Origin of the sequence: Aeromonas salmonicida (genome assembly GCF_028355655.1) — a bacterium.
GTDB lineage: Bacteria > Pseudomonadota > Gammaproteobacteria > Enterobacterales > Aeromonadaceae > Aeromonas > Aeromonas salmonicida.
The window spans coordinates 3,237,190-3,252,962 of sequence record NZ_CP110645.1 but is presented as its reverse complement, the minus strand read 5'-3'; the positions used below and the strand labels follow the sequence as shown (position 1 = coordinate 3,252,962).

13 protein-coding genes are annotated in these 15,773 nt (G+C 59.1%); 4 read left to right on the top strand and 9 right to left on the bottom strand.

Annotation, left to right across the window (positions count from 1 at the left end):
- Window positions 1-28: 28 nt before the first annotated feature.
- A complete protein-coding gene (locus tag ONZ54_RS15210) occupies window positions 29-949 on the bottom strand; it encodes a hydrogen peroxide-inducible genes activator (RefSeq protein WP_125609135.1) in 921 nt (306 codons plus the stop codon).
- Between the two features lie 146 nt (window positions 950-1,095).
- On the opposite strand from ONZ54_RS15210, the gene ONZ54_RS15205 reads away from it, so the two are divergent.
- Window positions 1,096-1,698: a peroxiredoxin C gene (locus ONZ54_RS15205; protein WP_005313082.1), complete on the top strand. Its 603-nt coding sequence runs from the start codon at window positions 1,096-1,098 to the stop codon at window positions 1,696-1,698.
- A gap of 146 nt (window positions 1,699-1,844) precedes the next feature.
- Here the strand turns inward: ONZ54_RS15205 and ONZ54_RS15200 are convergent, their stop codons facing one another.
- The 6 genes from ONZ54_RS15200 to ONZ54_RS15175 form a co-directional block, all read right to left on the bottom strand.
- Window positions 1,845-2,810, bottom strand: coding sequence for an alpha-L-glutamate ligase-like protein (locus ONZ54_RS15200; protein WP_005313085.1), 966 nt, complete (start codon window positions 2,808-2,810; stop codon window positions 1,845-1,847).
- A 3-nt stretch (window positions 2,811-2,813) separates the two neighbouring features.
- On the bottom strand, window positions 2,814-4,352 hold the full coding sequence (locus ONZ54_RS15195) for an inactive transglutaminase family protein (protein ID WP_005313088.1): 1,539 nt from the start codon (window positions 4,350-4,352) through the stop codon (window positions 2,814-2,816).
- Window positions 4,353-4,355: 3 nt separating this feature from the next.
- Window positions 4,356-5,144 (bottom strand): ATP-dependent zinc protease family protein, encoded by a 789-nt coding sequence (locus ONZ54_RS15190; RefSeq protein ID WP_034283210.1) that lies wholly within the window; start codon window positions 5,142-5,144, stop codon window positions 4,356-4,358.
- Window positions 5,145-5,196: 52 nt separating this feature from the next.
- The gene (gene cmoB, locus ONZ54_RS15185) at window positions 5,197-6,174 is read right to left on the bottom strand and encodes a tRNA 5-methoxyuridine(34)/uridine 5-oxyacetic acid(34) synthase CmoB (RefSeq protein WP_059167664.1); all 978 of its coding nucleotides are present in this window, start codon (window positions 6,172-6,174) and stop codon (window positions 5,197-5,199) included.
- Between the two features lie 3 nt (window positions 6,175-6,177).
- Entirely contained in the window at window positions 6,178-6,921 is a 744-nt protein-coding gene (gene cmoA / locus ONZ54_RS15180; RefSeq protein WP_271786566.1) for a carboxy-S-adenosyl-L-methionine synthase CmoA, read from the bottom strand.
- A gap of 276 nt (window positions 6,922-7,197) precedes the next feature.
- Window positions 7,198-8,046 (bottom strand): DUF72 domain-containing protein, encoded by an 849-nt coding sequence (locus tag ONZ54_RS15175; protein WP_271786565.1) that lies wholly within the window; start codon window positions 8,044-8,046, stop codon window positions 7,198-7,200.
- Between the two features lie 431 nt (window positions 8,047-8,477).
- Here ONZ54_RS15175 and aspS point away from each other — a divergent pair, with 431 nt between their 5' ends.
- The 3 genes from aspS to ONZ54_RS15160 all read left to right on the top strand — a co-directional run bounded on the left by aspS (window position 8,478) and on the right by ONZ54_RS15160 (window position 13,107).
- Window positions 8,478-10,244, top strand: coding sequence for an aspartate--tRNA ligase (aspS, locus tag ONZ54_RS15170; RefSeq protein WP_271786564.1), 1,767 nt, complete (start codon window positions 8,478-8,480; stop codon window positions 10,242-10,244).
- Between the two features lie 92 nt (window positions 10,245-10,336).
- Window positions 10,337-11,077, top strand: a complete 741-nt coding sequence (locus ONZ54_RS15165) for a YebC/PmpR family DNA-binding transcriptional regulator (protein WP_005313105.1) — start codon at window positions 10,337-10,339, stop codon at window positions 11,075-11,077.
- A gap of 404 nt (window positions 11,078-11,481) precedes the next feature.
- Window positions 11,482-13,107, top strand: a complete 1,626-nt coding sequence (locus ONZ54_RS15160; RefSeq protein WP_271786563.1) for a phosphoethanolamine transferase — start codon at window positions 11,482-11,484, stop codon at window positions 13,105-13,107.
- A gap of 298 nt (window positions 13,108-13,405) precedes the next feature.
- Here the strand turns inward: ONZ54_RS15160 and nagC are convergent, their stop codons facing one another.
- Together nagC and nagA are read right to left on the bottom strand one after the other, a co-directional pair.
- Window positions 13,406-14,620, bottom strand: coding sequence for a DNA-binding transcriptional regulator NagC (gene nagC, locus ONZ54_RS15155; protein WP_271786562.1), 1,215 nt, complete (start codon window positions 14,618-14,620; stop codon window positions 13,406-13,408).
- Window positions 14,621-14,624: 4 nt separating this feature from the next.
- Window positions 14,625-15,770, bottom strand: a complete 1,146-nt coding sequence (gene nagA / locus ONZ54_RS15150) for an N-acetylglucosamine-6-phosphate deacetylase (RefSeq protein WP_271786561.1) — start codon at window positions 15,768-15,770, stop codon at window positions 14,625-14,627.
- Window positions 15,771-15,773 lie beyond the last annotated feature (3 nt).

Sequence of the window (15,773 nt, the reverse complement as noted above, 5' to 3'; positions counted from 1 at the left end):
GCCGGCAAGCTGCCGGCGTTTTTGTGGGTCAGAACGTGACTCCGGTCTTGGGCTCGATGAGCGGAGTGAGCAGCTCGGCCAGCTTGTAGAAGGTCTGTACCCGGGTGGTGCTGGGGCGCCACACCAGGCCTATCTCGCGATACGGTTTTTCACCCGGCAGGGGAATGGCCACCAGGTCGGTGTTGTCGAGAATGCCGGAATCTATTGCCATTTGGGGCAGGAAGGTGGTGCCAAGCCCGGCACCGACCATCTGCACCAGGGTGTGCAAGCTGGTGGCGGCAAAGGGGTTTATCTTGCTCTTGTCCCGCAGCCGACAGGCGCTGACCGCATGTTCGGTGAGGCAGTGCTCCCGTTCCAGCAGGAAGATGCTCTGGTTGGGCAGTTCCTTGTAGTCGAACGGCGTATGCAGACCGGCCGCCATGCTGGCGGGCATCACCATGTGGAAGGGATCCTGGCCAACCATCTTGCAGTGGAAGCCGCCGATCTCCACCGGCAACGCCAGGATCAGCAAGTCGAGCTGACCCTGTTCCAGCTGCTTGAGCAGGTTGGTGGTGGTGTCTTCACGCAGCAACAATTCCAGTTCAGGATAAGCCTTGCCGCACTCCTGCAGCAGCTTGCTGAGCAGGAAAGGGGCTATGGTGGGGATGCAGCCGAGCCGGACTGTGCCGTGCATGACGCCGCCCTGATGTTGCCCCAGCTCCATCAGATCTCGCGCATCCGAGAGCAAATTGCGAGCTCGCTCGACGATTTCCATGCCGACCGGGGTCATAATGAAGCTCTTGTGGTCCCGCTCCACCAGTTGCAGGTTCATCATGTCTTCCAGCGTCTGGATCCCGGTACTCAGGGTGGACTGGCTGACATGACAGGCCTTGGCGGCACGATTGAAGTTCTTGTGCTCGTCGAGAGCGACCAGATATTGCAGCTGTTTCAGGCTGGGCCAACGTTGCATAGGAAAACCCGATGAATGCTATCTATTTAATTTGATTTAACTAATCTACCACTGGGTATAGGGTTTGTCGCTTGAATTAGACGGACTTGGCTCTAGGTAGCCCAATCCTGACAGGATTGTTCACTTCACATAATGAGGAATTGAATATGGTATTGGTAGGCCGTCCCGCACCTGATTTCACCGCTGCTGCCGTTCTGGGCAATGGCCAGATTGTTGACTCCTTCAACCTGGCGTCCCACATCAAAGGCAAAGCAGCTGTCCTGTTCTTCTATCCCCTCGATTTCACCTTCGTCTGTCCGTCCGAGCTGATTGCCTTCGATCACCGCTATGAAGAGTTCCAGAAGCGCGGTGTGGAAGTGATCGGTGTTTCCATTGATTCCCAGTTCTCCCACAACGCCTGGCGTAACACCAAGGTGGAAGATGGCGGTATCGGTCAGGTAAAATACCCGCTGATCGCCGACGTGAAGCACGAAATCTGCAAAGCCTATGACGTTGAGCACCCGGAAGCCGGTGTTGCCTTCCGTGGCTCCTTCCTGATCGACAGCCACGGTATGGTGCGTCATCAGGTGGTCAACGATCTGCCCCTTGGCCGCAACATCGACGAGATGCTGCGCATGGTCGATGCCCTGCAATTCCACGAAGAGCATGGCGAAGTGTGCCCGGCCCAGTGGGAGAAGGGTAAAAAAGGCATGACCGCTTCTGCTGATGGCGTTGCCAAGTACCTGTCTGAGAACGCTGCCTCCCTGTAATCGGGTCTGCGTACCGGATACCGAAAAACCGATGCCAAGGCATCGGTTTTTTTCTGCCTGCCGCCAGCCAAATCATGTAAAAGGCCGAATGCCAGCCATAAAAAAGCGCGCCTCGGGGCGCGCTTTTGCTATCAGGGTGGTAGGGGCTACTCGTCAAAGATACCGAAGTGATCCTTGGCGAAGCTGACCCTCTGCTCCACGTTCATCTTGACCTGACCCAGCTTCTCGATGGTCTTGAGATTGGGCACCAGGCCGCGACCGTTGGCGATCTGGATGGCAAGGCCGGGACGGGCGTTGAGCTCCAGCAGCATGGGGCCGCGGAACTTGTCCAGCACCATGTCGGTACCTATGTAACCCAGACCCGACATCTCGTAGCAGGAGGCTGCCAGCGTCAGCAAGGTATCCCAGTGAGGCACCTTGAGATCGTACAGATCGAGGCCGGTATCCGGGTGGTAGCGCAGCGGATTGCCAAACTGTACCGCCCGCAGCGCCCGGCCGGTGCGCAGGCACAGGCCCACACCCACGGCGCCCTGGTGCAGGTTTGCCTTGCCGTCGGAGGCGGCGGTGGAGAGACGCATCATGGCCATCACAGGGAAGCCCTTGAAGATGATCACCCGTGCATCGGGCACCCCTTCGAACGAGTAACCGTCGAACACATCATCAAAGTTGATGAGGCCTTCTACCAGTGCCACGTCAGGCTTGCCGCCGAGGGAATAGAGCCCCGCCAGAATGTTGGAGACATGGCGCTCCAGATCCTGACCGGTAGACGCGCTGCCATTCGGTTTGAAGAAGAGACCATCTTCCTGACGGAGGATCACCAGGATCCCCTTGCCGCCGGAGCCACGGGCCGGCTTGATACAAAAGCCAGGCCAATCTTTTACCAGTTCGGTAATGCGGCCAACGTCATGCTGCTCGCGGATGGTGCCGATAAGCTCGGGCACTGTCACACCTGCATCCAGCGCGATGCGCTTGGTCTGCAGCTTGTCATCCACCAGCGGGTAGAGGCGACGCGGGTTGTAGCGGCTGATGTAGGAGTGGTTGCGCTTGTTCATGCCGAGGATGCCTGCCTGAGACAGGCTCCACGGGCTGGTGTATTTTTCCCAGAACCACATCTGTTACTTGTCCTTACCCGGGGTGGCGCCAGACTTGATCTCGTTCACCAGCGGCTTGAAACGCTTGAGCTCGCTCAGCTTGTAGCCGGTGTAGTTACCCAGCAGCAGCACGGTCGCCATCAGCACCAGCTGCAGGCCGAGGAAGTTGAAGGTCAGATGACGGATCAGCTCGTTATCCATGGCGAGGTAGGCGATGACCGCCACCAGCAGGGAACCACCGCCCTGACGCACCACCTCTTTCGGACCCTCTTCTTCCCACAGAATGGACATCCGCTCTATGGTCCAGGAGAGGATGATCATCGGGAAGAAGGTGATCTTCATGCCGTCGGTCAGTCCCAGCTTGAAAGCGAAGGCGGAGAAGATACCGATCATTGAGATCACCATTATGATGATCGCCGATATTCGGGCCACCAGCAGCAGGTTGAGCCGCGACAGATAGGAGCGGATGACCAGACCCGTGCCGACGATCAGCAGGAAGCCGACCAGGCCGGTAACCAGCGAGGTCTGGATGAAGGCGACCGCGATCAACACAGGCATGAAGGTGCCCGAGGTCTTGATACCGACGATAACCCGCAGGAACACCACCATCAGCACGCCGATGGGGATCAGCAGCAAGCCTTTGAACAGCGCCTGCTCTTCCAGCGGCAGACTGTGGATGGAGAAGTTCTGCATCTCGGACTTTTCGAACTTCTGCGCCAGCGCCACGTTGACCGGTTGTTCCTGCTCGATCATCGAGAAGGTGACCCGGGAGTTGTGGCCGCCGGTGACATCCAGCAGGGCGCCCGAGTTGTATTCCCACAGCAGCAGATTGGCAGGGCGACCCTGCTCACCGGTTTGCGGGTTGAACAGCTTGTAGTCGGTCGGGCTGTTGAATACCTGCAGGTAATCCACCAGCTCCTGGCGACGACGGCCGTCTTCCAGACTCAGTGCATGGACCACGCGCGCCGGGACGTCAGCGTTGCTCAGCAGCTCTGCAATCAGGCTGGCCCGGCTCTTGTGAGATTTCAGCAGCTCGGCGTTCTGCTCCTGCTTCTCTATTTCCTTGATGATCTCGCGGGTCAGGGTGTAACCGTCGGCGGAGCGCTCCTGGGCCCGTTCGGAGATCTGCTTCATGGCGGTGGCGTAAGGCTCGCTCTCGATCTGCTTCTCGATGACGGGAGGCTTTGCCAGGGCAGCCGGTTTGGCATGCTCGTCAGCCATCATGTCGACGCGGTAGTAGAGCTCCTGGCGGCCGGAGGCGGAACGGATCGACCACTCGGCGCGGGCATCCCCGTCCTTCTCGACAAATGACAGGCCGTAGCCCGGGCTCGCGGCGTTCTCGTTCATCAGGGTGAAACCGGGCTGGGTGCCCGGAATGGCCAGGGAGGCGATCACCGGCTCACCGGTGGCTTCAAATTCGAGCTTGGCCTCGATGGACCAGATCTGGCGTTTTTCACCTGGCGTCAGCGGTACATCCAACGCTATGTGGTGATAAAACGTCATCCCCAGGCCGACAATGAACAGCAGGGCGACCAGCAAATAGAACGGCTTACGGGAAACCATGGATTATTTCACATCCTTGAGCTTGGGTTTTGGTTGGATATATTCGCGGGCCACATCAACCACGGCGATGTCTTTCAAAAATTCGCGACCCAGCAACACGGGGAAGGTCATGTCGCTGCGATCTTTCAGGGTAAATTCGGCCTTCTCGGTCATGTCGCCGATCCGGACCGCCAGACGTACCACGGGACGACGGTCGAGATCGTCGGCAGACGCCTGACGTACCCGCACGTGGCGTACCAGCGGCGCTTCGATCTGGATCTTGTCGTCCATCTCCTGGTGGCTCAGGAAGAAGCGCACCCAGTTTTTGCCATTGCGCTCGAAGATAGTGATGTCCTGGGCGCTGATGGAGGAGGTGGTGGCACCTGTATCGACCCGCGCCTGGAAGGCGTCATTGGCGGCGTCAACCCAGATCCACTCGGCTTCACCCACCAGCAGTTTGCCGTCGACGGTATGGCCCTGGCTTGGTGCCTGGCATTTCTCGGTCGGGATCGCCATGGGTTTGGGCGGCTCGGGTGGCAAGGCTTCGAGCTTGCTATCGACTTTTTTCACAGACTCTTTCATGTTGTTGACATCAGTGTTGAGCTGAACCAGCAGATGCTGTTGCTGCACATACTGCTTCTGTTGCTGTTCCATGGATGTTTGCAGGCGTTGCTCGCTCAGATTGATCTCGGTGCGAAGCTCGGCCAGCGTCAAGGTTGGTACCGGGGGCGCTTTATCCACACTGACACACCCGCCGAGACTGAGCAGGGAGAGCAGGGTCATTCCTTTTAATTTGCTTTTCATGTCATTCATTTAACTGTGCTTCCTGGAATTGGGTCAGTGTAACTTCCGCTGGCGCCATCGGCTAGTCTTTGGCCTTTCTGGCAATCAGTACGGCACGTTTCGGCGCCGGGTGTCCTTCTACCGTGAGCGCGGGATCCGCAGGATCCAGATAATCGCTCAGGGATTCATTAATCATCCAGTCGGTACGACGCTGTTCGTCGGTGCTGGTCATATTCTCGTCTACGATCCGCACATCGGTAAATCCGCAGCGCTCCACCCAGAGTTTGAGGGCTGCGCTTGAGGGGATGAACCAGACGTTGCGCATCTTGCCGTAACGGTCGGTGGGCACCAGCACCTCATTGACGCCGCCGTCGACAACCAGGGTCTCCAGCACCAGCTCGCCATCGTCTTTCAGCTGGTTACGCAACTGTTCTATGTGCTCTATGGGGGACTTGCGGTGATAGAGCACCCCCATGGAGAAGACGGTGTCAAAGGCGCGCAGGTCAGGCAGCTCCTGAATGCCCAGCGGCAACAGGTGAGCGCGCTGATCGCCGCCGGTGAAGTGACGAATGGCCTCGAACTGGCACAAAAACAGCGGGCTCGGGTCTATGCCGACGGCCAGTTTGGCTCCTTCGCCGACCATACGCCAGAGGTGATAGCCGCTGCCGCAGCCCACATCCAGCACATAGCGGCCAGCCAGCGGGCTGATGTGGGGCAATACCCGATCCCACTTCCAGTCGGAGCGCCACTCGGTATCGATGTGGATGCCGTGGACCGTGAAGGGCCCCTTGCGCCAGGGCATGAATTGGCGCAGCAGACTCTCGACTTTTTTGCGCTCACCTTCACTCAAGCTCTGGCTATTGCCTATCTCGACGCCCTGTTGCAGCTCGATATGGCCGGGCGCTGTGGTGGGTAGCTTGTTGAGGGCGCGATTCCAGCGCGGCAGGTCCCCATGCAGGTTGTCGTGCTGCCAGGCATGCAGCTGAGCGGGCAGGGTATGCAACCAGTGGCTCAGCCGGTTCTTGGCGATCAGTTGATAAAAATTGGCAAAGTCGATCATGGCTTAGTTGGCGTCGCTGGATTTGATGGCAATCATGGAACCGAAGTTGAAGCACTGGAACCAGAGATCCTGATGAACGAAGCCGGCGCTTTGCAGGCGTGATCTGTGGGTCTCCAGGCTGTCGGTACGCATCACGTTCTCTAGGGCGTTGCGCTTCTGGCTGATCTCCAGCTCGCTGTAGCCATTGGCGCGTTTGAAGTCCAGGTGCAGCTCGATGAGCAGATCGTTGACCGGTTCATCCTCGAAGCGGAACTTCTCGCTCAGGATCAGGATGCCGCCCGGACGCAGACCATCAAAGATGCGCTGGATAAGGGCCATCCGCTTTTCGGGGTCCACGAACTGCAGGGTGAAGTTGAGCACCACCACAGAGGCGTTTTCGATCGCTATGTCGCAGATGTCCGCCTCGATCAGCTCCACCGGCACCTCGGATTTGAAACCCGAAAGGTGGGCACGGGCGCGCTCTATCATGGGGTGAGAGAGATCCACTGCCGTGATGTGGCAACCCGGTTGAGTCAGGTGGCGACGCATGGCCTGGGTGGCGGCGCCGAGGGAGCAGCCAAGATCGTACAGACGGCTCTGTGGCTGGGCATAACGAACAGCCATCATGCCGATGGCGGAGATGATGTTGCTGTAGCCCGGCACCGAGCGCTGGATCATGTCGGGGAAGACGTCGACGACCTGTTCGTCAAAGCAAAAGTCCCCCAATCGGGCGATAGGGGCAGCAAAAATTTGGTCTTTGGTATGCATGCTTGCGCAACCTGACAGCCGGGGTGTAATCCGGCTGTATTGTTCAATTGAGTCGTTGGGTGATACCCATCAGAGTAGATATATCACCTGTTTACGAACGGGGTGACTGGCCTTGAGTTCCTTCGGGCCGTCCCAGTTCGTATGGGTCATGTTCCGGACCCTTGCTTGGGGCGCTAGTGTAGAGGATTGATGGGCATTTGTCTTGACGCCGAGCCCTGTCCGGCCACAAAAAAGTGGCTTTTTTTGCGCCTGATGAATGGCTGGTGCAGTGGCTGGCTAAAAGCGCAGCACGCCCTGGCGCGCGCGATCGTTTTCCCCCGGCCAGGGGGCCATCTCCTGTCCCAACAGGTGTGTTATCTGACGGGCCAGTTCGGGTGACTGGGCATTGTCGGCGGTATGTATAAAGAGGTAGAGATCCTTTCCCTCCGCCAGCCATTGACGCCAGTGGGGCAACCAGCTTGGCAGGAAGGGGTGATTGGCGGCCGGTTCCGGCAGACCGATGAGCCGCACCACGGGGGCGCTGGCGGTAGCCAGCAGGTGCACCGGCAGTCTGGGCTTCTTGCCCTGTGCATCTATCATGGCCGCCGTGGTAGCTGGCACAGAAAACAGTGGCCGGCTGTCGAGCATGATGCGGTTGATGCCTTTTTCCATCAGCATGCGGTTGAGGCTGCGCTCTGCTTCCCCTTTGGCGAAGAAATCGGGATGACGTACCTCGAGGGCATAGCGAAACTGTGTCGGCAGCCGGTTAAAGAATTCAGCGAGGCGGGGAAGGCCGCTCGGGCCGAAGCGCGCGGGCAGTTGCAGCTTGAGCAGTCCCAGCTTGTCGTGCAGCGGGGTGAGCAGGCGAATGAACTCGGTCACCTGCTTGTCTACGCTCACCAGATCGCTCTGGTGACTGATTTCTTTCGGAAACTTGAAGCTGAAACGAAAGTGGGCAGGCACCGCATCGGCCCAGCGCTGCACTGTGTCAGGGGTGGGCGAGGCGTAAAAGGTGGTGTTGCCTTCCACTGTGTTGAACACCCGGGCGTAGTGGGCGAGATGTTCGGCGGGTTTGGCGCCCACACCCAATAATTGACCGGGCCAGGCCGGGTGCGACCATTGTGGCAGGCCCAAAAAGAGGCTCATGGCGGATCCTGTCTGCGGGTTTATCTCGGTTTATGCCCATTTTTTGCCTTGAGACGCAAAAAACAGGGCAAAGGAGGCTGCTGGCCATTTTACCCAAATGGGGGTTTTCCTCTATAATGCCAGCCCTTTTGTTTGCCAATTTGTTGTGACTCGCCCCGCTGTGCGCATATTGTGGCGACGGTAGCGGCCATGAATTGGCCAAACAACGATGCTTTCCGATGCCCTCTGACCGACTGCCCGGCCGCTTGCCAGCCGCCTCTGGTCGAGCCGATATCGGTGGCAGGTGTCCGATCCAGGGGGTCGGACGGTACGAGACAGATTTCAAACCGGGCAAGAACAAGACTCTGGCCAGCTGTGAGACGGACTGTGCTGCCAGTCGTGCCCGGCGGCTCAGGTTAACCGTCTCTCTACAATTTCGAAGGAAGAAGTCCATGCGCTCTATCTATTGCGGACAGGTCAATGAGGCCCATGCCGGGCAGACCATTACATTGTGCGGTTGGGTCCATCGTCGTCGCGACCTCGGCGGTCTGATCTTTATCGACATGCGTGACCGGGAAGGGATCGTGCAGGTGTTCTTCGATCCGGACAAGCCGGACGCCTTCGCCCTGGCCTCCGAACTGCGCGGCGAGTTCTGCATTCAGGTTTCAGGTGTGGTACGTACCCGCCCTGACTCCCAGCGCAACAGCGACATGGCCACAGGTGCCATCGAAGTGTTCGCCCATGAGCTCACCATCATCAACCGCGCCGAGCCGTTGCCGCTGGACTTCAATCAGGTCAACAGTGAAGAGCAGCGCCTCAAGTTCCGTTATCTGGATCTGCGTCGCCCCGAGATGGCCAAGTACCTGAAGACCCGTGCCAAGGCCAGCGCTTTCGTACGTCGCTTCATGGACGAGCACGGCTTCCTCGACATCGAAACCCCCATGCTGACCAAGGCCACCCCGGAAGGTGCCCGTGACTATCTGGTGCCGAGCCGGGTGCACAAGGGCAAGTTCTACGCCCTGCCGCAGTCCCCGCAGCTGTTCAAGCAGTTGCTGATGATGTCCGGCTTCGATCGCTACTACCAGATCGTCAAGTGCTTCCGTGACGAAGACCTGCGTGCCGACCGCCAGCCGGAATTCACCCAGATAGACGTGGAGACCTCCTTCATGACCGCGCCGCAAGTGCGCGAGCTGATGGAAGAGATGATCCGCAACCTGTGGCAACACGTGCTGGCCGTGGATCTGGGCGACTTCCCTGTTATGACCTTTGACGAGGCCATGCGCCGCTTCGGCTCCGACAAGCCGGACCTGCGTCTGCCGATGGAGCTGGTCGATGTGGCAGATCTGCTGACCGCCGTCGAGTTCGCCGTGTTCGCCGGCCCCGCCAACGACCCGAAAGGCCGTGTGGCTGCCCTGAAAGTGCCGGGCGGCGCCGAGCTGTCCCGCAAGCAGATCGACGAGTACACCAAGTTTGTCGGCATCTACGGTGCCAAGGGCCTGGCCTGGATGAAGGTCAACGAAGCGGCTAACGGTATTGAAGGCGTGCAGTCCCCGGTGGCCAAGTTCCTCTCCGATGAGATAGTGCGCGAAATCCTGGCCCGTACCGGTGCGGCCGACGGCGATATCATCTTCTTCGGTGCCGACAGCAAGAAAGTGGTGGCCGATGCCATCGGTGCCCTGCGTCTGAAAGTGGGCCGCGATCTGGGTCTGATGGAAAACAGCTGGAAGCCGCTGTGGGTCATCGACTTCCCCATGTTCGAGGAAGACAGCGAAGGCGGCCTGGCGGCCATGCACCATCCCTTCACCGCCCCGAGCAACCTGGGCCCGAGCGAGCTGAAAGCCAACCCGCTCAGCGCTTATGCCAACGCCTACGACATGGTCATCAACGGCTACGAAGTGGGTGGCGGCTCTGTGCGTATCCACAACAGCGAAATGCAGGCCACCGTATTCGACATCCTCGGCATCACCCCGGCCGAGCAACGCCTCAAGTTCGGCTTCCTGCTGGATGCGCTGAAGTACGGTACCCCGCCGCACGCCGGTCTGGCCTTCGGCCTGGACCGTCTGAGCATGCTGCTGACCGGTACCGACAACATCCGGGACGTGATTGCCTTCCCGAAAACCACGGCGGCCGCTTGTCTGATGACAGACGCCCCCAGCTTTGCCAACCAGGTGCAGATGAGCGAACTGGCAATTGCGACGACCGTCAAGGGTGATGAATAAGCCGGCATCCGGCACAGTCCCGGCCGCGCCCAGCGCGCCCTACCCGGTCACTTTGTGTTATTGAAATCTAAAAAATATAACGGAGAGTCTCTATGGCAGGTCACAGTAAATGGGCCAACATCAAACACCGCAAGGCAGCTCAGGATGCCAAGCGCGGCAAGATCTTCACCAAGCTGATCCGTGAAATCACTACCTCGGCTCGTATCGGCGATCCGGATCCTGCCAACAACCCGCGCCTGCGTGCGGCGGTGACGGCAGCCCTGACCAGCAACATGACCCGCGAAACCATCAACCGCGCCATCGCGCGTGGGGCCGGTGGTGGCGACGGTGAGCAGCTCGAGACCATCGTTTACGAAGGTTACGGCCCGGCAGGCTCCGCCGTGATGGTGGAGTGTCTGACCGATAACCGCAACCGTACCGTGGCGGAAGTGCGTCATGCCTTCAGCAAGAGCGGCGGCAACCTGGGCACCGATGGTTCGGTCGCCTACCTGTTCAGCAAGAAAGGGCTGCTGACCTTCGTCGGTGTCGACGAAGATGCCCTGATGGATGCGGCACTGGAAGCGGGCGCCGATGACGTGGTGACCGAAGAAGATGGTTCCATCGAGGTGTACACCACCCCGAACGATTTCGGGACCGTGCTGGATGCGCTGGAAGCCGCCGGCTTCAAGGCACAGAACGCCGAAGTGACCATGATCCCTTCCACCGAAGCCGAGCTGGATGCGGAAACCGCCCCCAAGCTGATGCGTCTCATCGACATGCTGGAAGATCTGGACGACGTGCAGGAGGTGTACCACAACGGCTCCATCTCTGACGAAGTCGCCGCGACCCTCTGATCGCCAGAGTGCACACGCGAGGAGATGGCATCACAACGGTGCCATCTTCCTCCGACGACGTCGCCGCGACCCTCTTATCGTCAGGGTGCACACGCGAGGAGGTGGCATAACAACGGTGCCATCTTCCTCCGACGAATTGGCTACGACCCTCTGATCGTACGCTGAGCACATATTAAAAACGGCAGCCTTCAGGCTGCCGTTTTTGTCTCTTGTTCTCTTCCCGCCAAGATACTCGCTCCCCTTAACTCTCCCTTAAGTTTGGCTTTTTAAGCTGCCTGCAGTATCCGGGCCCCCTGCCCATTATCGCTATCGCCTTCAAACAGCGTCGCGCGGTAAGCGAGATGCCAACAACGGGAGTGCCCATGCCGGGCCCCCAGTCCTGCCTGATTTGTCGGAGTATCGTTATGCGCATCACCCTGGGCGTGATGAAGGTGAATCTGTTGCTGGTGCTGCTGTTTGCACTGGTGTTCAACTGGCCCATCTTCCTGCACTTTTATACCATTCTCACTCAGCTGGATCACGTCAAGGCGGGCTTTGTCCTCTCTATCCCCCTGGTATTGCTGGCTGCACTCAATGCGGTGTTTCTGCCCTTTACCTTCCGCTATCTGCTCAAGCCCTTCTTCGTGCTGCTGATCCTGCTGGGCTCTGTGGTCAGCTACGCCATGCTCAAATATGGCGTCATCTTCGACAGGGACATGGTACAGAACATGGTTGCGACCAATACGGGGGAGGTGAGCGCCTACCTCAATGGGTCGGTCGCGCTCTGGTTCCTGCTGACCGGTGTGCTGCCGGCGCTGGCCTTGTTGTGGGTGAAGATTGAATATCCCAGCCCTTGGTATAGAGGCCTTGGCCTGCGACTTGGCTCCATCGCCCTGTCACTGCTGTTTCTGGTGGGGGTGGCTGCGCTCTATTATCAGGATTACGCCTCGGTCGGGCGCAACAACAAGTCTCTTGGCAAGGAGATAGTGCCAGCCAACTATGTACACGGCTTCTATCGCTATGCCAGAGATATACTGTTTGCCACCCCCATTCCTTATCAGCCGCTGGGGACGGACGCCAGGGTGGTGGGGCAGGGGAACAAGCCGACCCTGATGTTCCTGGTGGTGGGGGAGACGGCGCGTAGCCAGAATTACTCCCTCAACGGCTATCGCAAGCAGACCAACAGTTTCACCGAGCAGGAAGCGGGAGTCATCTCCTTCAAGGACGTGCGCTCCTGCGGTACGGCCACGGCTGTCTCCGTGCCCTGCATGTTCTCCAATCTCACCCGGCGCGGGTATGACGACACCCTGGCCCAGTCCCGGGACGGCATGCTGGATGTGCTGCAACACGCAGGTGTCTCTGTGCTCTGGAAGGAGAACGATGGCGGCTGCAAGGGGGTGTGCAAGAACGTGCCCACCATAGATATCGAGGCCAAGGCCTTCCCGCAGTATTGCCAGCAGGGTTCATGCTACGACGAAGTGATGCTGGAAGGGCTGGATCGGCAGATTGCCGACATGAAGGGCAAACAGGGCAACAAGCTGGTGGCTTTTCATCTGATGGGCAGCCATGGTCCGACCTACTATCGCCGTTATCCTGCGTCCGAGCGTTTCTTCGTGCCGGACTGCCCGCGCAGTGACATCGAGAATTGCAGCAACGAAGAGCTGGTCAATACCTATGACAACACCATTCGCTATACCGACAAGGTGGTGGCGCAACTGATAGAGAAGCTCAAGTCACTGCAAACGGATTACAACGTGGGGTTGGTCTATCTCTCCGACCATGGCGAATCCCTCGGTGCTATGGGGCTCTATCTGCACGGCACTCCCTACCAGTTTGCGCCGGATGATCAGACCCGGGTGCCGCTGCTGACCTGGTTTTCTACGCAGTTGCAGGCGGATCGCCAGCTGAACATGGGGTGTCTGCAACAGGAGGCGAGCAGCAAGCGCTTCTCCCATGACAACTTGTTCCACTCCATGCTGGGGATCATGGATGTGCAGACCAGCGTCTATGACGGTGCGTTGGACTTGTTCAAGCCCTGCCGGGCGGGGTGAGCCAGACTGAGCGAGCGCGACAACTTGTTGCCCCGCACCATGCTGGGGATTATGGATGTGCAGACCAGCGTCTATGACGGTGCGCTGGACTTGTTCAAACCGTGTAGGGCGGGGTGAACCAGGCTGAGCGAATGCGACAACTCCCGCACAATGCTGGGGATCATGGATGTGCAGACCAGCGTCTATGACGGTGCGTTGGACTTGTTCAAGCCCTGTCGGGCGGGATAAACCGGCGAAAAGCGCACAATAAAAAACGGCAGCCAGTGGCTGCCGTTTTTTGTCTCGCAAGGCCAGCGCCTTACTTCTGCTCCATGATGATCTGCAACAGATCACCCTCCAGCAGGGCCCGTTTCACCAGGGCGAAGCCACCTATGGTGGGCTGATTCTGGAAGCGGGCCTTCACGATGGGCAGGCCACGGTGGAAGCTCGGCAGTGACTGGTGTTCGACACAGCGGCGAATGGCCGGGAAGAGGATCTCTTCGGCGGCGGTGATTTCGCCTGCGATCAGCACCTTCTGCGGGTTGAACAGGTTGACCGTGATGGCCACCGCCCGTCCCAGGTGCTCACCCACGTTCTCGATCACGCTGCGTGCCAGCTCATCCCCGGCCATAGCCGCCTTGCACACCTCCTGTATGGTGATGTGCTTCTCCTGCAGCGAGCTCAGGTGGCCGCGACTGATCAGCTCTTTTACCTTGTCGACAATGGCCTCGTTGGAGGCGATGGTCTCGAGGCAGCCGAAGTTGCCGCAGTGGCAGCGCTTGCCCAGCGGTTCGACCTGGATGTGGCCGATCTCGCCAACGTTGCGGTTCTGACCGAGGAACACCTTGCCCTTGGTGATGATGCCGGAGCCGGCACCCTGGTGCACGCTCACCAGAATGGAGTCCATGCAGTCGCGGGACTCGCCGAAGAAGTGTTCGGCCAGTGCCAGCGAGCGGGTGTCGTTGCCCACGTAGCAGGGGAGGTTGAAGTGGTTTTCCAGCAGCTTGGCCAGGGCCAGATTGCGGATCTGGTACTTGGGGGTATAGATGACCATACCCGATTCCGGATTGACCAGACCCGGCATGGTCAGCGCTATGCTGATCAGGTTGCGGTTGCGCTCCTGCTGGGAGTCCATGAAGGCACCAATTTCCCGCAGCAGCATGTCGACCACCGGCTGTTGATCGATCTCGCTCACCTGGGTGACGTGTTGATCGAGCTCCTTGCCATCGAGATCGTACAGGCTCAGCTGCAGATAGCCGCGGCCGAGCTTGGCGGACACAAACTGAAAGCGATGCTTGATGGTGGTCAGGGAGATGGCACGCCGCCCGCCGGTAGAGGCTTGCGGTGAGGTCTCCTTGATCAGGCCATGCTCGATCAGTTGCCGGGTTATTTTGGTCACGCTGGCCGGGGCCAGCTGACTCAGCTCGGCAATTTTGACCCGCGAGATGGGGCCTTGCAGGTCGATGAGCCGATATACGGCTGCACTGTTGACCTGCTTGATAAGATCTACGTTTGCTATTTGTCCGCCAGTCATAGTGTCACTGTGTTGTGTAGTGTCCGTTAACCACGGTCCCGCAGACCGTGAAGGTCTGATCAAAGACAGTCAGGTTGGCTATTTTTCCGACCTGGATACTACCGAGACGTGAGTCCCATCCAATGGCGCGAGCGGGATAAAGAGTGGCCATTCTCAGTGCTTCATCGAGCGGTAATCCGACCTGTTTGACCAGATTCTCCACCCCCTCAATCATGGTGAGGGCAGAGCCGCCGAGTGTACCATTCTCGTCGACGCACTGACCATCGCGGAAATAGACGGTTGCGCCACAAAAATCAAACTTCTCAAAGCCTTCCGGCGCACCGGCGGGGGCGGTCGCGTCGGTAACCAGTACCAGTCTCTCCCCCAGCATCTTGTGGGCCAGTCGTACGTTGGCCCAGTGCACATGGTGTCCATCGACAATGACGCCGGCATAGACATCCTTGCGATCATAGATGGCACCCACTACGCCCGGCTCGCGGCCGTTCACGGTCGGGGTCATGGCGTTGTAGAGGTGGGTGGCAAAGCGGATGCCGTCATCAAAGCCGGCCATGGCCTGATCGTAGTTGGCGGCGGTATGGCCAGCGGAGACCAGTATGCCTGCCTCTACCAGCTGACGGATGTGCTCGGGCTTGTTGCGCTCCGGTGCCAGGGTGATCTTGGCGATGGCATCGCTGTTGGCGCAGAAGAAGTCGATCATCTTGTCGGCGGGCTGGCGGATCTGGGCGGCCGGGTGTATGCCTTTGCGCTTGAGGTTGGTGTAGGGGCCTTCCAGATGCACGCCCAGTACTTCATTCGGGTGCGCGGCCATGTAGTCGCGGGTCACGGCGACGGCCTGCTTCATGTCCGAATCCGGGCTGGTGATCAGGGTCGGCAGGAAGCTGGTGGTACCGGATTTGAGGTTGGCGGCCTGCATGATCGCCAGTGTCTCTGTGGAGATGTCGGTGTTGAACATGACGCCGCCACAGCCGTTGAGCTGCACGTCGATAAAGCCGGCGCTCAGGTTGGCGCCATGCAGATCATGTCGCTCTATGCCGACAGGCAGCTCGGCCTGACGCTGGATGGCGACAATCTTGTCGCCCTCGATCACGACCCCGTAACCGGTCAGCACACAGCTGCCGGTGTAGAGGGTGCAATTGGTCAATGCGTACATGGT